Raw genomic sequence first — 16,298 nt, forward strand, 5'->3', positions numbered from 1 at the left:
GCCCCTCCCCTTTATCCTGCACGATCATCACCGCGCCATGCTTGTGCGCGCCCTTCCCTTCGCATATCGAGGGGGCGACGGTCGAGCGGATCGATCGCCAGTGCTGACACCCGCGTAGTGCGGCCGATCACCCGGCCCGGAGATGATGATGAGCGTTTCTTCCACCCGGCTCGCCGCCCTCGGGATCGGCCTGGCCCTGGCCGCGGGCGCCTGTACGCCGCTGCGGTCGCATCAGGGTTATGTGGTCGACACCGATCTCGTCAACTCGATCCAGCCGGGCGTCGACAATCGCCAGTCGGTGCTCCAGACGCTGGGCACGCCGACGATCACCAGCCAGTTCAATGGCGGCGACTGGTATTATGTCGCGCGGGACAGCCGCAATCTGGGCTACACCCTGCCGCATCCAGTGTCGCAGATCACGCTGCAGATCAGCTTCGACCAGGCGGGCAACGTCACGACGATCCGCCGTGCGGGCGTCGATCAGGTCGCCGACATCTCGCCCTATGGCAAGACCACCCCGACCCTGGGTCGCCAGCGCGGTTTCTTCCAGGATCTGTTCGGCAACATTGGCGCGGTCGGCGCGCCGGGGGCTGGCCCCGGCCAGGGCGGCATGGGCGGCGGGCGTACCCGGCCGTAAGGGCTGGGTTTCTCTCTTACCCCGTCGAACCCTTAACCTCCGTTCAGCCTGAGCGAAGTCGAAGGCCACGGGAATCCCTTGGCCAGTGATGGGGCGTGCACTTCGACTTCGCTCAGTGCGAACGGAGGTAGAGGTGGCTGGCTTGGCAATAATGGCCCCACCCCCGTTTGGCCGCGTCGCGTGTTAAGCAACGACGCGGCCGTGCCGTGCTTGGACCGGCACGATCCCGAAAGGGGGTGGGATCGGGCCTGCTAACGCCCCAAAACGAAAATGGGTTCGCAAGCGGGCCTATTTCCCGCCAGCGAACCCATCAAACCGTAACGTCGGCGGGGCCGAAGCCCCGGCGCGCGCCTTACTGGTTCATCGAATCGAAGAAATCCTCGTTGGTCTTCGAATTCTTCATCTTGTCGAGCAGGAACTCCATCGAGTCGATCGTGCCCATCTGCATGAGGATGCGGCGCAGCACCCACATCTTGGACAGCTTGTCCTTCTCGACCAGCAGTTCTTCCTTGCGAGTGCCCGACTTGCCCACATCCATCGCCGGGAAGATGCGCTTGTCGGCGACCTTGCGGTCGAGGACGATTTCCGAGTTGCCGGTGCCCTTGAACTCTTCGAAGATGACCTCGTCCATGCGGCTGCCGGTGTCGATCAGCGCGGTGGCGATGATCGAGAGCGAACCGCCCTCCTCGATGTTGCGCGCCGCACCGAAGAAGCGCTTGGGCCGCTGGAGCGCGTTGGCGTCGACACCGCCGGTCAGCACCTTGCCCGAGGACGGGACCACGGTGTTGTAGGCGCGGCCGAGGCGCGTGATCGAGTCGAGCAGAATGACGACATCTTTCTTGTGCTCGACCAGGCGCTTGGCCTTTTCGATCACCATCTCGGCGACCTGGACGTGGCGCTGTGCGGGCTCGTCGAAGGTCGAGGACACAACCTCGCCGCGCACCGAGCGCTGCATATCGGTGACTTCTTCCGGACGCTCGTCGATCAGCAGGACGATCAGGAAGACTTCGGGGTGGTTGTCGGTGATCGCCTTGGCGATGTTCTGCAGCATCACCGTCTTACCCACGCGCGGGGGCGCGACGATCAGCGTGCGCTGGCCCTTGCCCTGCGGCGAGACGATGTCGATGACGCGCGCCGACTTGTCCTTCTGGGTCGGGTCGGCGGGGTCGAGGATCAGCTTCTGCTCGGGATAGAGCGGGGTCAGGTTGTCGAAATTGACGCGATGGCGGACGGCTTCCGGGTCATCGAAATTGACGCTCGTCAGCTTGGTCAGCGCGAAATAACGCTCGCCATCCTTGGGCGCGCGGATCTCGCCTTCCACCGTGTCGCCGGTGCGCAGGCCGTGCTTGCGGACCTGGTTGGGCGAGACATAGATGTCGTCGGGACCGGCCAGATAGTTCGCTTCGGGCGAACGCAGGAAGCCGAAGCCGTCGGGCAGCACCTCGATCGTGCCCAGGCCCATGATCTGGTCGCCCTTTTCCGCCTGCTCCTTCAGGATGGCGAATAGCAGGTCCTGCTTGCGCAGCGTGGACGCGCTCTCGACCCCCAATTCCTCGGCCAGCTGCACGAGGTCGGCGGGGGTTTTCTTCTTGAGGTCTTTCAGATGCATGATCGGTCCGGATGGTCGGAGGGCGTCGGTCGGCGAGGATCGCGGCGAAACGAGGCTGTCGATAAGGAAGCGTACCCGACGCGAGGACCGCGCCGTACGGGGCAGGAGTTAGAATTGGGGGTTCGCCAAGTCAATGGGGAAAGGAGGCGGTTGGTTCCTCCCGCAGGCAGCACCGCTTTCCTTCTTACTCCCCTCCCGCAGGCGGGAGGGGCGGGGGGAGGGAAAGCCGCGGGCGTCGGTCTCGGTGAGACTCCCTGCCCTCCCCCGACCCCTCCCGTTTACGGGAGGGGGGCAAGAAAGGGGTCCCCTCCCGCTTGCGGGAGGGGAGCAAGAAGGGGAGTAGGACGGTCAGAACGGCTTGATGACGACCAGCACCACGATGATCGTCGCTGCCAGCGCGGGCACTTCGTTAATCATGCGCAGCTGCTTGCCGCTGAGCTTCGTCACCCCGCGCGCCAGCTTCTTGGAATAGCCGACCATCCAGCCATGATAACCGCTGAGCAGCAGCACGAAGAACAGCTTGGCATGGAGCCAGCCCAGCCCCGGCACGCCCGAGAACAGCCCCAGCGACGCCGCCAGCAACAGCCCCAACACCCACACCGCGATCATCGCGGGCGTCAGGATGATGCTGCGCAACTTGCCCTCACGCTCGACCCAGCGGGCGGCGTCGGCGGCATCGCCCGCGACCAGCGCCTCCTGATGATAGACCAGGTAGCGCGGCATCATGAACAGCCCGGCCATCCAGAAGATCACGAAGATGATATGCGCCGCCTTGATCCATTCATAGGCGGCCCCCAGCAATCCGATCATGCTTGGTTCCTCACACGGGCGATCAGCCGCTCGACATGCGCGATCGGCGTGTCGGGCAATATGCCGTGACCCAGGTTGAAGATATGCGGCCGTTCGGTGAAGGCCGCCAGGATACGATCCACCGCGCCGTCCAAGGCCTCACCCCCCGCGATCAACGCCAGCGGATCGAGATTGCCCTGCACCGGCAGACCTTGGGGCAGAGAGGTGTCGGCCCAGACCGGATCGACCGTCTCGTCCAGCCCGACCGCGTCGACCTCGGTTTCGCGCGCATAAGCAGGCAGCTTGCCCCCTGCCCCCTTGGGGAAGCCGATCACCGGCACCCCCGGGCAGCGCGCCCGGAATCCTTCGACGATCGCGGCATTGGGCGCGATCACCCAGCGTTCGAACTGCGCCGGGGATAGCGAACCCGCCCAGCTGTCGAACAGCTGCACCGCCTCGACGCCGTTGGCGACCTGTCCCGCCAGATAGTCGATGGTCATCTCGACAATCGCATCAATGATCGCCCCGAAGCCCTGCGGGTCGGCATAGGCGAAACGCCGCGTCTCGCCCTGGTCCTTGGACCCCTGCCCCGCCACCATATAGGTCGCGACCGTCCAGGGAGAGCCCGCAAAGCCCAGAAAGCTGGTCTGGGGCGGCAACTGCGCCTTCACCCCCGCCACGGTGGCATAGACCGGCTCGAGCCGCTCGGGGACGCTCTGTAGGGCATTCAGCGCATGATCGACCAGCGCGGGCGCCAGGCGCGGTCCCTCCCCCGCCCCGAAGCTGAGGTCCTGGCCCAGGGCCCAGGGGACCATCAGAATGTCCGAAAACAGGATCGCGCCGTCGAACCCGAACCGGCGGATCGGCTGCACCGTCACCTCGGCCGCCGCTTGCGGATCGGTGGCGAGCGCCAGGAAGCCGCCCTTCTCCGCCCGCAACGCACGGTACTCGGGCAGATAGCGACCGGCCTGTCGCATGAGCCACATGGGTGGTGTCGCCAGCCGCTCACCCGACAGCGCGGCGAGCAGGGGCTTTAGGATCGCAACGTCGGTCAGGAGACCCCCCTTCTTCTATTAAAGAAGATTCTAAGAATGGATTGTTGAAGTGGTTGGCACGTTGGTTGTCGGGATTATGCGGCTCTCCCCGATATGCCAACACGTTGACTCATGGGGAATCGCCGATTCAACGGGATTCGGATTCATCGCCCCCATAACTCACAGGCTGTGGAAAAGAATCGGGCCTGTGGGATTCGATGTGGACGAATCATCGCTTATCCACCGCCCGACCCCGGCTTGGCCGGTCGGCGAAGTTACGCTACCGATTCTCGTCATGTTATCCACAGAGTCATGCCCGTGCCGATGACCACACGGCTCCACCTGCACCTGTTGTCCGATTCCACCGGCGAAACGCTGGAGAACATCGCTAAGGCGGCGCTGGCGCAATATGACGATGTGGAAACCGTCCGCCACTTCTGGCCGATGGTCCGCACCGAAAGCCATCTGGAGCGCATCCTGCAGGAGATCGCGCAGAATCCGGGGCTGGTCATCTATACGCTGGTCAACCCGACGACGCGGCGTGTGCTGGAAAGCCGCTGCCATGCGCTGGGCCTGCCGACGGTGGCGCCGCTCGATCCGGTCAATGCCGCGCTGTCGGGGTTGCTGGGCGTGCAGGCCAAGATGCGGCCCGGTCGCCAGCACGTCCTGGATGCCGCCTATTTCGCGCGGGTCGATGCGATCCAGTTCACCATCGCGCATGACGACGGCATCGCGTGGGAGGAATGGGAGGAGGCCGATATCGTGCTGGCGGGCGTCAGCCGTTCGTCCAAGACGCCGACCTCCATCTATCTCGCCAATCGCGGCTACAAGACCGCCAACATCCCGATCGTGGTCGAAAGCCCCCCGCCCCCCTTCCTGTTCACGCTGAAAAAGCCGCTGGTTGTGGGGCTTACAACCAGCGCCGACCGGCTGATCGCGATCCGGCGCAACCGGCTGCTCTCGCTCAACCAGGCGCCCGACACCGATTATGTCGAGCAGGAGGCGGTGAACCGTGAACTGACCTTCGCGCGGCGGATGTTCGCCGACAATGACTGGCCGGTGATCGACGTCACCCGCCGCTCGATCGAGGAAACGGCGGCGGCGATCATCTCGCTGGTGAATCAACGAAAGGCCGAAGCATGATAATCCTGGCCTCGCAAAGCGCCTCGCGCCGGGCGATGCTCGACGCGGCGGGCGTAGCCTATGAGGCGCTGCCCGCGCGGGTGGACGAAGCCAGCGTCAAGGCGGCGATGGCGGGCGCGTCCCCGCGCGACCTGTCCGACGCGCTGGCCGAGATGAAGGCCGTGAAGGTATCCGCCAATGCCGGGCCCGTCCCGGTGCTGGGATCGGACTCGATCGTGGCGCTCGCCGACGGCACGCTGCTCGACAAACCCGAAAGCCGCGAGGAAGCGGCCGAGCATCTGGCGCGGATGAGCGGCGGCAGCCACGAATTGTGGAGCGCCGCCGTCATCGCCGAGCATGGCCGCCCCGTCTGGCGGCATGTCGAGCGCGCGAAGCTCCATGTCCGCCCGCTCTCGGGCGCCTTTATCGACCGCTATCTGGATCAGGAATGGCCCGCCATTTCGGGCTGTGTCGGCTGTTTTCGTATCGAGGGGCCGGGCGTGCAGCTCTTCTCGCGGATCGAGGGGAGTCACTTCACCATTCTTGGCATGCCGCTGCTGCCCGTGCTCGGTTACTTGCGCGAACGCGGCTGGATGGCCGCCTGATGGCGCGTCCTTATGCCGAGGTGATCGGCGACCCGATTGCCCATAGCAAGTCGCCGAAGATCCATGGTTTCTGGCTGGAGGCGCTGGGTATCGAGGCGGACTATCGCGCCACCCATGTCGCTCCGCACGCGCTGCCCGCCTATTTCGCCGCGCGCAAGGCCGATCCCGACTGGCGCGGTTGCAACATCACGGTGCCGCACAAGATCGCCGCGCTCGAGCATGTCGAGGATCGCGAGGACATGCGGAGCGCGATCGGGGCGATCAACACCGCCTTTCGCGATGCGGACGGCGCATTGGTCGGCACCAATACCGATGCGGCTGGCTTCGCCGCGCCGCTGAAAGCCTGCGATCTGGCGGGCAAGCCGGTGACGGTCATTGGGGCAGGAGGGGCCGGGCGCGCGGTGCTCTATGCGCTGGCGGGGATCGGCGTCGGGCCGGTGACGCTGTTCAACCGCAATGTGGATAAGGGCGCGGCGCTGTTGTCGTCCTTCGGGATGAAAGGGCAGGCGCTGCCGATCGGTGAGGCGGTGCCGCCCGGCGCGCTGGTGGTCAACGCGACCAGCCTAGGCATGACCGGCCAGCCGCCGCTCCACCTCGACCTGTCGGCGCTGCCGGACGACGCGGTCGTGTACGACATCGTTTATGCGCCGCTAGAGACCGGGCTGCTCGCGGCGGCGCGGGCGAGGGGGCTGGCGACGATCGACGGGCTGGACATGCTGATCGGCCAGGCGGCGGTCGCGTTCGAGCGCTTCTTCGGGGCCGCGCCGCCGCGCGAGCGGGATGCGGAATTGCGCAAGATCCTGCTCGGATGATCGTGCTGGGTCTCACCGGCTCGATCGGTATGGGCAAGTCGACCGTCGCGCAGATGTTCCGCGATGAGGGCGTGCCGGTGTTCGACGCCGATGCCTGTGTCCATCAGTTGCAGGGCCCCGGTGGAAAACTGGTCTCCGCGATCGAATCGGCCTTTCCGGGGACGACCGGGCCGAAGGGCGTGAATCGCGCGGCACTGGGCCAGGCGGTGCTCGGCGATGACGCGGCGATGCGCCGACTCGAGGGAATCGTGCATCCGGCGGTGCAGGCCGAGCGCCTGGCCTTTCTGGCGGCTCACGCCCGATCGTCCCTGGTCGTGATCGACGTCCCGCTCCTGTTCGAAACGGGCGGTGATAAGTCTGTGGATAAGGTGTTGGTCGTATCGGCAGAACCGGCCGTGCAGGAGGCGCGGGTGTTGGCAAGGGCTGGTATGAATTCGTCCAAGTTTCAGGCGATTATCGCCCGCCAGCTGCCCGATGGGGACAAGCGCGCGCGCGCCGATCATGTCATCGCGACCGATATTCCACTGGCCGAAACCCGCGAAAAAGTCCGCGCGCTCATCACTTGCATGCGGGACTCCGAAGGCCGATAGTCGGGTCATGAGAGAGATCGTTTTCGACACCGAAACGACAGGGTTCAAATTTTCGGAAGGCGACCGGCTGGTCGAAATCGGCTGTGTCGAACTGGTCAACCGGGTCGAGACCGGTCGCACCTATCACGCCTATTTCAATCCCGAACGATCGATGCCCGCCGAGGCGCAGGCGGTGCACGGCCTGTCCGACGCGTTCCTGAAGGACAAGCCGGTCTTTGCCGAGGGCGTGGCCGCGTTCCTGGACTTTATCGGCGATGCGCCGCTGATCGCGCACAATGCGACCTTCGACTTCGGCTTCATCAATGGCGAGCTGGGCGCGCTGGGCTTTGCGCCGGTCGACGAAAAGACGCGGATGATCGACACGCTGGCGATCGCGCGCAGCAAGCATCCCGGCGCGAAGCACACGCTCGACGCGCTCTGCTCGCGCTATGGCATCGATCGCTCGCACCGTGTCCTCCACGGCGCATTGCTCGACGCACAGCTGCTGGCGCAGGTCTATGTCGAGCTGATGGGCGGGCGGCAGATCGGCCTGGGCCTGCTCGCCGACACGGCCGAGGACAGTGGGCCGGTGATCGTCGCCCGCGCGCCCGCCAAGGTTCGCCCGCCGCGCACGTTCCGGCCCAGCGAGGCGGAACTTGCCGCCCATGCGACGTTTCTAAAGGACATAAAGGATCCAGTTTGGGGGGCCGAGGCGTCCGGTTGACGCCAAGGGACAGGCCAAAAGGACCGTCCCATCAGAGTGCATCAAGGAGAAGACGATGGATATCCGGATTTCTGGTCATCAGGTCGAAACGGGCGACGCGCTGCGGACCCATGTGACGGACCGGCTTCAGGGTATCGCCGAGAAATATTTCGCCCGCGCCATCTCGTCCGAGGTGACGTTCGGCAAGGGCCCGCATGATGTCGGGTTCAAATGCGATATCGTGATGCACGTCACCCGCGGTCTGGTCCTGAAGGGCCGCCACGATGCGCAGGACGCGCATCTGGCCTTTGACGGGGCCGCCACCAAGATCGAAAAGCAGCTTCGCCGCTATTCGCGCCGCCTGAAGGACCGCAACCAGGGCCAGGCGATCGAACTGGCTGAGGCCGGCGCCTATGACGCGGGCTATACCCTCTTTGCCGAACAGGTCGACGAGGACGAGGCGGGCGATGCACCCCTGATTATCGCCGAAACCCGCGTCGATATTCCTGATGCCAGCGTGTCGGATGCGGTGATGATGCTCGACCTGCGCAATACTGCGGCCCTGTTGTTCAAGAATTCGGGCACGGGTTCGTATAATATGGTCTATCGCCGTGGTGACGGAACCATCGGCTGGGTCGAGCCGCAACGCGGCGGCACGGCCGGATAAGCTCTATCGTTCTTCCGCGCGGGCCGCTAATAGGCGGGCCGCGCGGGGGCGCACCGGACGAGACCATGAACGATTTCAGCGATCTGTTGCGCCACGATACGGTGCTGGCGGGCGTAACAGCCGCCAATAAGAAAACCCTGTTCCAGGCACTGGCGGCGGCTGCCGCCGGGCCTGCGGGACGGGATGCCAAGATTTTGACCGAGGTTCTGCTCGAACGCGAAAAGCTGGGCTCGACCGGCTTTGGCGGCGGCGTCGCCATTCCGCATGGCAAGCTGGAGGGACTGACCCAGATTGTCGGCGTCTTCGCGCGTCTGGCGCAGCCGGTCGATTTCCAGGCGGTCGACGACATGCCGGTCGATCTGGTCTTTGCGATGTTCTCGCCCGCCGATGCAGGGTCGGCGCATCTGAAGGCGCTCGCGCGGATTTCGCGGCGGCTGCGCGACAAGGGCTTCGTCGCCAAGCTGCGCGGGGCGGGCTCGACCGACGCGATCTGGGCGCTGCTCACCCAGGACGAGGCGCGTGACGCCGCGGCCTGAGGGCGAGGCCGCGCATTTCCGGGCGCTGGAGACGCTCTATGCCGCAGCCCCGATCAATCGCCTGTTCGACTCCGCGCTCGAGATCGCCGAGCCCGGCGTTGCGCGCATCCGCTTCCGGGTGGACGAGCGGCATTATCACGCGGCCGGTGCGGCGCACGGTACGAGCTATTTCAAGATGCTCGACGATGCAGCCTTTTACGCCTGCAACAGCCTGGTCACCGATCGTTTCCTGCTGACGACGCAGTTCAACCTGCTGCTGACCCGTCCGATGAAGGCCGGGGAGGTGGTGGCCGAGGGACGCTGGGTCAGCGGACGGCGGCGGGTGTTCGTTGCCGATGCGCGGTTGATCGACGCCACCGGCGAAGAAGTGGCGCGCGGCACCGGCACCTTCATGCGCTCGCAGATCGCGCTGGCGGGCCTGCCCGGCTATCGGAACGGCTGAAGCTATGGACGGCCGCCTGCCGAGCGGGATGCTGGTCACCGCGCTGCTGCGCCGGATGAACGACAGCGGCGGCATGGGCATGGTGCTGGCCAAGGGCGATCCGCAAGGCGGGGGCATCCTGGTGATCGTGATCGAGGCGGATCGGCGCGAGCGGGTGCTGGAACGGGGTATCGGTCCCGATGGCAAAACCGCGCTGATCGACTCGACGCCTGCAAACGATATTTTAAGCTATTGGCAGCGCCGACGCGCGCGCGATCCCGATCTGTGGGTCGTGGAACTGGATGGCGCTGCGGCGGAACGGTTCACCGCTGAAACGATCCTGCAACATTGACGAACGCGGCCGGATCGGCCACGAGCCCCCCATCATAGTTTCGCGTTGTGCTTATCGGGTGCGATCCGGTGGGTTACGCAGTCGGGGGGAAGCCCGGACGAGCGCCTTTCGGCAATGCTCGGGTCCGTGATCCAACCGCATGTCTGTTCGAGTGAATGACCGTTTTCAAGCGGGTCGCGGCCTCTGCTGCCATGGCCCTATCCCTGGCGGGTCTTCTCGCCACCAGCACCCCCAGCCTCGCGACCAACGTTGCCGGTGTTGCTGCCACTCCAGTCAGTGCGATGACTGCTTCCGGGATCAACGCCGCCGATCTGGCGATGGTTCCCCAGAGCGCCCGGGCCACCATGTCCGCGCTCCCCGATTTTTCCCAGGTTTCTGAAGGCGATGAGGACGGCGACTATGACTCGCTGGCCGACGCCGTGGCCGATCAGGACGAGATCGCGTCGAGCGAAGAGCTCCGCTGTCTGGCCGGTGCCATCTATTTCGAAGGTCGCGGTGAACCGCTCGCAGGCCAGCTCGCCGTGGCGCAGGTCATCCTGAACCGCACCAAGTCGGGTCGCTTCCCCACCGGCGTGTGCGACGTCATCAAGCAGCGTGGCCAGTTCAGCTTCGTGCGTCGCGGTGAAATCCCGGCGGTCAGCCCGTCGCGCAGCGCCTATCGCACCGCCGTCGCGGTCGCCAAGGTCGCGCTGGCGCAGGCCTGGGACAGCACCGCGGGCAAGGCCCTGTACTTCAACACCCCCGGCAACCGTCCGGGCGTGCGGGTGCAGAAGGTCGCCGCGATCGGCAACCACATCTTCTATCGTTGACGCACAAGGGCCTGATTCAGGGCCTGAATGATAGCTGAGCCCTGCGGGGCTTTGCATGTGTTCGTCAAATGTTCTAAGCGGGTGGCATGTTGGACATGCCGCCCGCTTCGTGCGTCGACGATCCGCTATCCCCGCTCTGCGCCGCCGACGTGGCGCGGGGCGTGACCCGGATGCTGCTCCGCCACGACCTCGTCACCATAGCCGAAGTCCCGCTGGAGGGCGGCCGTCGCGCCGACCTGATGGCGCTCGACGCGCGCGGCCAGGTCGTCGTTGTCGAGATCAAGGTATCGCGCGCCGATATGCTGGGCGACGGCAAATGGCCCGATTATCTGGCGCATTGCGACCGCTTCTACTGGGCGGTGCCCGCCGGGTTCGACTGGTCGCCGCTGGAAAACGCGGCGTTTCTGCCTGAGCGGACGGGGATCATCGTCGCCGATCGCTATGACGGCGCGATCGTGCGCGAGGCGCATAGCGTGCCTCTGCCTGCACATGTGCGCAAGAAGGCGACGCTGAATTTCGCGCGGCGGGCAGGGCGGCGGATGATCGGGCTGACCGATCCGGATGCGGGGATGTGAGTCCCTTGGCCTTCGACTTCGCTCAGGCGGAACGGAGGTTGGGAAGGGGGCTTGATACCCCCCGCCGTTCAGCCTGAGCGAAGTCGAAGGCCACGCCCCACCCTCACCGCGTAAGAACCAACGTCACCACCGACTGTGGCGGTGCGATATCCCCGGGGATATCCACGGACTTATGCACAGCGTCGGTCACGATCATCCGCTGCTGCCACCGCCCCGGCACCGCCACCGTCAGCGGCCTGGGCGACAGGCCCGGATTGACATGGACCAGCACCAGTCGCCGTCCGTTGGGTGACAGCGCGCCGACCGTGTCCATATCGTCCACCGGCACCAGCCGGTCGCCGGGCCGGATATAGCGGCTGAACTGTGCCATCGCCCAATATTTGCCCGTCACATGGATCGCATGCGGCTGGTCCGCCGCGCCCATCAGGTCGGCCTTGACGATGCCCCAATTCGATCCCTTCTCGCCCTTGCGGGTGCTGAGATCCTCGACCGCCTGCCAGAAGACCCAGGCGGCGGGTTCCAACCGCTTGAGGTCGCCGACGACATGCTCGGCAAAGGCCAGCGGCGTCGCCATGCCCGTAAAATCTTCAGGGTCGCCCGACAGCGGTGTGTCGTTCTCGCTCATCCACAATTTGATCCTCGAGGTGCGGGCGATGTCGCGCACGGCGGTCTGGTGGACGATGCCATAGCTGTGGACGTTGAGCTGGCCGATCACCGCACGGGTGGCCGGCGGATAGGCGGCCCAATCCTTGACGAACAGGTTGGAGGCGGTCTCATCGGGCGCAGCGACGACGGTGGACAGGCGCCTGGCCTTCAGCGCGGCAGCGGTGGCGTCGATCATCCGAGCCTGACGCGCGGGGCTCCAATGCGCGCCTTCCTGGGTATTGGCGGCGAACCAGTAATCGGTATTGGGTTCGTTGACCGGCGACAGGGTCCGAAAAGTCAGGTGATGCCGTCGTTGCAGCTCGTCGGTGACGCGGACCAGATAGGTGGCGAAGGCGGCTTCCTGGCCGGGGCGGAGATTGTCATCGGTGCCCTTTTCGGCACCCGACACCCGGCCGCTGACCGTCATGAACCAGGGCGGCGAATTGGAAAAAGCCTCGAAGATCGGCTGCTTCACGCGGGCGGTGATCGCATCCAGCCACCAGCGCTGGTTGGCATCCTGGCTCCAGTCCCACATGGCGGGGTCCTCGGCGCGCCACCAGTCCTTGCCCGTGACCCCCGCCGGTTGCCGCCAGAAGCCCGGCACCGCGCGCCCGACCTTCATATAGGGCGGGGTGTCGGCCGCATTGCCGCCGCCGATATTGTAGCGCGCGATCGTCCAGCCCAGGCCGTCGGGGCCATAGAAGAGGTCGGCCAGCCGCGTCCGCTCCGCCTCGGGCCAGCCGCCGGTGACGTGCGCGAACCAGGCAAGCGCGGTCCCCCAGCCCTCGAACACGGTCGACGGGCGATCGATCGCCGGGCGCAGGGTCACCGGCACGGGCCGCTCGACGGCCATGGGGGCCGGGGACGGAGCGGCGGGAGTCTGCGCCATTGTCGGGCCGCTCGAGATCAGGGCAAGCATGGCGGTCAGCGCCGACCGATGGCGGCGCCCACGAGCCAAAGTCCGATTGCGGCCCATCCCATTTCTCCCTGTCACCATCGGTTTGGCGCGGCCAAACGTCAGACTATAATCGCAGGTCCAGTCGCTCCGTCAATCCGGCTTCCGGCCCGAAAAGGCGTCATCACATGAGAGGATATCGGATCAAGCCGTTCCAAATAGCGCTTGTGACAGAAATTTCATCTGCATATAAATCAGACAAAAGTTCGGTGATCTCGTGCGGGATCGCGAACAGGATAAGGGGATGGGCGATGAAATGGCAATGGGCGGCCGGTGCGGCCGTGATCGGGCTGGCGGCGGCGGCATCCGCGCAGGATTCGGGGCCTCGAGTCGCGGCGGTCCAGATCGATCCCAGTCGCCCCGAATGGGAAAATCCCGCGATCAACGCCCGTGGCACCCGACCCGCGACGGCCACCGCCTTTCCCTATGAAAGCCGCGCGCTCGCCTTGGCGGGCGATCGGTCGCGCTCCAGCCGCTATATGAGCCTGGACGGCGACTGGTCCTTCGCCTTCTCGCCCTCGGTCGAGGCTGCGCCCAAGGGGTTCGAGCGGCCCGATTACGACGTGTCGCGGTGGAAGACGATTAAGGTCCCCGCGATGTGGCAGGCCGAAGGCTATGGCCAGCCCAAATACAATAACATCACCTATCCCTTCCCGGCCAACCGGCCGCTGGTGCCGCATGACGATAACGAGACGGGATCGTACCGCCGCGACTTCACCCTGCCCGAGGGGTGGCGCGGGCAGGACGTGATCCTTCAGATCGGCGCGGCGGGGTCGGCGTACCGCGTGTGGATCAACGGGCAGGAGGCCGGATATTCCGAGGATTCCAAGCTCCCCACCGAATATGACGTCACCCGGTTCCTGAAACCGGGGCGCAACGTCGTGGCGATCCGCGTCCATCGCTGGTCGGACGGCAGCTATCTGGAGGATCAGGACTTCTGGCGTGTGTCGGGGATCGAGCGTTCGGTCTATCTGCGCGCGGTGCCGAAGGCGCGGATCGACGACCTGTTCGTCCATGCCGGGCTCGACAAAAGCTATCGCGACGGCACGCTGTCGACCGAACTGACGCTGCCCGCGCTTCCCCAGGCGATGACCGCGCGAATGACCCTGCTCGACGGCGCACGCGCGGTGGTGAGCCGTGAAGTGGCGGTGGCGAAGGGCGCGACCTCGGCCAAGCTGGACGCGGCGGTGCCCGGCGTGCGCCGCTGGTCGGCCGAGACGCCCAACCTCTACACGCTGCTGGTCGAACTGGTCGATGCGAACGGCCAGGTGGTGCAGGCCACGCCGCAGCGTATCGGTTTCCGCACCGTCGAGATCAAGGACGGGCAGGTCATGGTCAATGGCCGCCGCATCATGATCCGCGGCGTCAACCGGCACGAGCATGACCCGGAAACCTTCCACGTCATTTCCGAAGCGTCGATGCGCCGCGACCTGGAGCTGATGAAGCGTAACAACTTCAACGCGATCCGCACCTCGCATTACCCCAACGATCCGCGCTTCCTGGCGCTGGCCGACGAGTACGGCTTCTACCTGATGGACGAGGCCAATATCGAGAGCCACGCCTATATGGAGCAGGGCAATCGCCACGGCGGCGAGCGGGACAAATACCAGATCGGCTTCGACCCCGCCTGGGAGGGCGCGCACGTCTCGCGCGTGATGAACATGGTCGAGCGGGACAAGAACCACCCCTCGATCATCTTCTGGTCGCTGGGCAACGAGGCAGGCATCGGCCCGAACTTCGAGAAGGCGGCGGCGGCGATCCGGCGGCGCGATCCTGCGCGGCTGATCTCCTATCTCGGCTGGGGGACGCTCGACTGGAGCCACCAGCCCAACAACTATGTCGATATATATGCGCCCATGTATGACGACATCGAAAAGATGGTCGACTGGGCGGAGGACCCGACGCGCACCCAGCCGATGATCCAGTGCGAATATGCCCATATGCAGGGCAATTCGGGCGGCAATTTCAAGGATTATTGGGACACCATCTACGCCCACCGCAAGCTGCAGGGCGGCTTCATCTGGGACTGGGTCGACCAGTCCATGTACCGCTATACCAAGGACGGGCGGCGCTATTGGGGTGACGGCGGCGAGTATGGTCCCAATCCGGGCGGCGATATCGAGTTCGGCGACGGGCTGAACCAGCCCGACCGCACGCCCAATCCGCAACTGTATGAGGTGCAGAAGGTCCAGTCGCCGATCCGCTTCGATGGCTATGATGCGAAGACCGGGCGGCTGATTGTACACAACCGTCATGACTTTATCGATCTGTCGGGCTTCACCTTCGACTGGGTGGTCGAGAAGAACGGGGTTGCGGTGGCGAAGGGCGATCTGCCCGCGCTGACCACCGCCGCCGGCCAGGTGCAGACGGTGGCGCTCGCCCCCCAATTCACCCGCGAGCCGGGGGCGGAATATTTCCTGACCGTCCGCGCCCACGCCAAGGATGGCACGATCCATGCGGTTCCAGCCAATTATGTCGTCGGGTGGGAGCAGTTCGCCCTGACCGACGGACCCGCCATGCCCGTGGCGGCCCGCGGTAAGGTATCGGTGGCGGAGAGCGCCGACAGCGTCACCGTGTCGGCGAACGGCGCGGAACTGGTCATCGATCGCAAGACCGGACTGGTCACGCGCTACGCGGCGGGCGGGCGTATACTGGCCAAGGGTGGCCAGCCCAATTTCGTCCGGGCCGAGACGGACAACGACACCGCCAACGGCACGGTCGCGCAGCAGGGGCCGTGGTTCACGATGAACGGCCGCTATCAGATGCGCAAACTTACGGTCGGCGCCGACCAAAGCGTGACGGTCGACCATGAAATGGGCGCAGGCGCGGCGCGCTTCGTGACGAAATACACCATGGCGGGTGACGGCACGGTCGATATCGACGGGCAGTTCGTGCCGCTCAAGTCCGACCTGCCGCCGCCGGTTCGTATCGGCCTGTGGTACACCATGCCGACGACGATGAAGACGGTCGAATGGTATGGTCGGGGCCCGCATGAAAGCTATGTCGACCGCAAGAGCTCGGCCGCTATCGGGCTGTGGCGCGGCGCCATCGCCGAGCAGAACCACGACTACATGCGGCCGCAGGATACCGGCAACAAGGTCGATGTCCGCTGGATGGAGCTGTCGGGCGAGGGGGCGGGGATTCGTGTCCGCGCGCCCAGGCCCTTGATGATGCAGGCGCTCGCCTTTCCCTATACCGACCTCTACCGCCGCGCGCCGGGCACGTGGAAGTCGACCGATATCGTGCCGCATGGCGAGACGACGCTGATCGTCGATGCCGCGCAATGGGGTGTCGGCGGCGACACGACCTGGAGCCATGTCGGCCAGCCCCATCAGCAATATCGCACGACCCTCGCGCCGACGCGCGTCGCCTTCCGCCTGGAGCCGTTCAGCGGCGACGGCACCACCCCCGACAAAGCGAAGCCCGCCCGCGCGACAGAGGTGCAATAGGGCTGTTCT

At 65.5% G+C, this 16,298-nt stretch carries 17 protein-coding genes; 13 read left to right on the top strand and 4 right to left on the bottom strand.

Annotated features, from left to right (window positions below):
• The first annotated feature begins 142 nt into the window (after window positions 1-142).
• Complete coding sequence (locus AC1GI4_RS10680) at window positions 143-637, top strand: outer membrane protein assembly factor BamE (protein WP_433909358.1); 495 nt, start codon at window positions 143-145, stop codon at window positions 635-637.
• Between the two features lie 352 nt (window positions 638-989).
• On the opposite strand, the gene rho is transcribed toward AC1GI4_RS10680, so the two are convergent.
• The 3 genes from rho to hemE form a co-directional block, all read right to left on the bottom strand.
• Window positions 990-2,246, bottom strand: a complete 1,257-nt coding sequence (gene rho / locus AC1GI4_RS10685; RefSeq protein ID WP_042486922.1) for a transcription termination factor Rho — start codon at window positions 2,244-2,246, stop codon at window positions 990-992.
• Window positions 2,247-2,594: 348 nt separating this feature from the next.
• Window positions 2,595-3,056: a CopD family protein gene (locus tag AC1GI4_RS10690; protein ID WP_294272066.1), complete on the bottom strand. Its 462-nt coding sequence runs from the start codon at window positions 3,054-3,056 to the stop codon at window positions 2,595-2,597.
• Window positions 3,053-4,075 (bottom strand): uroporphyrinogen decarboxylase, encoded by a 1,023-nt coding sequence (gene hemE / locus AC1GI4_RS10695; RefSeq protein WP_479630391.1) that lies wholly within the window; start codon window positions 4,073-4,075, stop codon window positions 3,053-3,055. Before hemE ends, AC1GI4_RS10690 begins: the two co-directional genes overlap by 4 nt.
• Before the next feature lie 318 nt (window positions 4,076-4,393).
• Here hemE and AC1GI4_RS10700 point away from each other — a divergent pair, with 318 nt between their 5' ends.
• The 11 genes from AC1GI4_RS10700 to AC1GI4_RS10750 all read left to right on the top strand — a co-directional run bounded on the left by AC1GI4_RS10700 (window position 4,394) and on the right by AC1GI4_RS10750 (window position 11,240).
• Complete coding sequence (locus AC1GI4_RS10700; protein ID WP_294272064.1) at window positions 4,394-5,212, top strand: pyruvate, water dikinase regulatory protein; 819 nt, start codon at window positions 4,394-4,396, stop codon at window positions 5,210-5,212.
• Window positions 5,209-5,796, top strand: a complete 588-nt coding sequence (locus tag AC1GI4_RS10705; RefSeq protein WP_479629482.1) for a Maf family protein — start codon at window positions 5,209-5,211, stop codon at window positions 5,794-5,796. Before AC1GI4_RS10700 ends, AC1GI4_RS10705 begins: the two co-directional genes overlap by 4 nt.
• The gene (locus tag AC1GI4_RS10710) at window positions 5,796-6,608 is read left to right on the top strand and encodes a shikimate dehydrogenase family protein (RefSeq protein ID WP_479629483.1); all 813 of its coding nucleotides are present in this window, start codon (window positions 5,796-5,798) and stop codon (window positions 6,606-6,608) included. The genes AC1GI4_RS10705 and AC1GI4_RS10710 overlap by 1 nt, the downstream gene beginning before the upstream one ends.
• Window positions 6,605-7,198 carry a dephospho-CoA kinase gene (coaE, locus tag AC1GI4_RS10715; RefSeq protein ID WP_479629484.1) on the top strand — a complete coding sequence of 198 codons (594 nt, stop codon included), beginning with the start codon at window positions 6,605-6,607 and terminating at the stop codon, window positions 7,196-7,198. The genes AC1GI4_RS10710 and coaE overlap by 4 nt, the downstream gene beginning before the upstream one ends.
• A 7-nt stretch (window positions 7,199-7,205) precedes the next feature.
• Window positions 7,206-7,901, top strand: a complete 696-nt coding sequence (gene dnaQ, locus AC1GI4_RS10720) for a DNA polymerase III subunit epsilon (RefSeq protein WP_433909352.1) — start codon at window positions 7,206-7,208, stop codon at window positions 7,899-7,901.
• Between the two features lie 55 nt (window positions 7,902-7,956).
• Window positions 7,957-8,547, top strand: a complete 591-nt coding sequence (hpf, locus tag AC1GI4_RS10725) for a ribosome hibernation-promoting factor, HPF/YfiA family (RefSeq protein WP_042486939.1) — start codon at window positions 7,957-7,959, stop codon at window positions 8,545-8,547.
• Window positions 8,548-8,612: 65 nt separating this feature from the next.
• Window positions 8,613-9,083 carry a PTS IIA-like nitrogen regulatory protein PtsN gene (ptsN, locus tag AC1GI4_RS10730; RefSeq protein WP_479629485.1) on the top strand — a complete coding sequence of 157 codons (471 nt, stop codon included), beginning with the start codon at window positions 8,613-8,615 and terminating at the stop codon, window positions 9,081-9,083.
• Window positions 9,067-9,525 (top strand): PaaI family thioesterase, encoded by a 459-nt coding sequence (locus AC1GI4_RS10735; RefSeq protein WP_479629486.1) that lies wholly within the window; start codon window positions 9,067-9,069, stop codon window positions 9,523-9,525. Before ptsN ends, AC1GI4_RS10735 begins: the two co-directional genes overlap by 17 nt.
• A 4-nt stretch (window positions 9,526-9,529) precedes the next feature.
• Window positions 9,530-9,856 (top strand): DUF1491 family protein, encoded by a 327-nt coding sequence (locus tag AC1GI4_RS10740; RefSeq protein ID WP_294272041.1) that lies wholly within the window; start codon window positions 9,530-9,532, stop codon window positions 9,854-9,856.
• Between the two features lie 191 nt (window positions 9,857-10,047).
• Window positions 10,048-10,665, top strand: a complete 618-nt coding sequence (locus tag AC1GI4_RS10745) for a cell wall hydrolase (protein WP_479629487.1) — start codon at window positions 10,048-10,050, stop codon at window positions 10,663-10,665.
• Between the two features lie 86 nt (window positions 10,666-10,751).
• Window positions 10,752-11,240 carry an MmcB family DNA repair protein gene (locus AC1GI4_RS10750; RefSeq protein ID WP_479629488.1) on the top strand — a complete coding sequence of 163 codons (489 nt, stop codon included), beginning with the start codon at window positions 10,752-10,754 and terminating at the stop codon, window positions 11,238-11,240.
• A gap of 103 nt (window positions 11,241-11,343) precedes the next feature.
• Here AC1GI4_RS10750 and AC1GI4_RS10755 read toward each other — a convergent pair whose 3' ends face one another.
• Window positions 11,344-12,738, bottom strand: a complete 1,395-nt coding sequence (locus AC1GI4_RS10755; RefSeq protein ID WP_479629489.1) for a glycoside hydrolase — start codon at window positions 12,736-12,738, stop codon at window positions 11,344-11,346.
• 353 nt (window positions 12,739-13,091) lie between these two features.
• On the opposite strand from AC1GI4_RS10755, the gene AC1GI4_RS10760 reads away from it, so the two are divergent.
• The gene (locus AC1GI4_RS10760; protein WP_479629490.1) at window positions 13,092-16,289 is read left to right on the top strand and encodes a glycoside hydrolase family 2 TIM barrel-domain containing protein; all 3,198 of its coding nucleotides are present in this window, start codon (window positions 13,092-13,094) and stop codon (window positions 16,287-16,289) included.
• The last annotated feature ends 9 nt before the right edge of the window (window positions 16,290-16,298 follow it).

The sequence above is a fragment of the Sphingomonas sp. 77B genome (genome assembly GCF_056497825.1).

Bases quoted from the DNA above. Each gene is read 5' to 3' on its own strand.
- coaE (WP_479629484.1), top strand. From the start codon at position 6,605: ATGATCGTGCTGGGTCTCACCGGCTCGATCGGTATGGGCAAGTCGACC.
- AC1GI4_RS10750 (WP_479629488.1), top strand. From the start codon at position 10,752: ATGTTGGACATGCCGCCCGCTTCGTGCGTCGACGATCCGCTATCCCCG.
- AC1GI4_RS10680 (WP_433909358.1), top strand. From the start codon at position 143: ATGATGATGAGCGTTTCTTCCACCCGGCTCGCCGCCCTCGGGATCGGC.
- AC1GI4_RS10705 (WP_479629482.1), top strand. From the start codon at position 5,209: ATGATAATCCTGGCCTCGCAAAGCGCCTCGCGCCGGGCGATGCTCGAC.
- AC1GI4_RS10700 (WP_294272064.1), top strand. From the start codon at position 4,394: ATGACCACACGGCTCCACCTGCACCTGTTGTCCGATTCCACCGGCGAA.
- hpf (WP_042486939.1), top strand. From the start codon at position 7,957: ATGGATATCCGGATTTCTGGTCATCAGGTCGAAACGGGCGACGCGCTG.
- AC1GI4_RS10755 (WP_479629489.1), bottom strand. From the start codon at position 12,738: ATGGCCGTCGAGCGGCCCGTGCCGGTGACCCTGCGCCCGGCGATCGAT.
- AC1GI4_RS10740 (WP_294272041.1), top strand. From the start codon at position 9,530: ATGGACGGCCGCCTGCCGAGCGGGATGCTGGTCACCGCGCTGCTGCGC.
- rho (WP_042486922.1), bottom strand. From the start codon at position 2,246: ATGCATCTGAAAGACCTCAAGAAGAAAACCCCCGCCGACCTCGTGCAG.
- AC1GI4_RS10745 (WP_479629487.1), top strand. From the start codon at position 10,048: ATGGCCCTATCCCTGGCGGGTCTTCTCGCCACCAGCACCCCCAGCCTC.
- AC1GI4_RS10760 (WP_479629490.1), top strand. From the start codon at position 13,092: ATGAAATGGCAATGGGCGGCCGGTGCGGCCGTGATCGGGCTGGCGGCG.
- AC1GI4_RS10710 (WP_479629483.1), top strand. From the start codon at position 5,796: ATGGCGCGTCCTTATGCCGAGGTGATCGGCGACCCGATTGCCCATAGC.
- AC1GI4_RS10690 (WP_294272066.1), bottom strand. From the start codon at position 3,056: ATGATCGGATTGCTGGGGGCCGCCTATGAATGGATCAAGGCGGCGCAT.
- ptsN (WP_479629485.1), top strand. From the start codon at position 8,613: ATGAACGATTTCAGCGATCTGTTGCGCCACGATACGGTGCTGGCGGGC.
- dnaQ (WP_433909352.1), top strand. From the start codon at position 7,206: ATGAGAGAGATCGTTTTCGACACCGAAACGACAGGGTTCAAATTTTCG.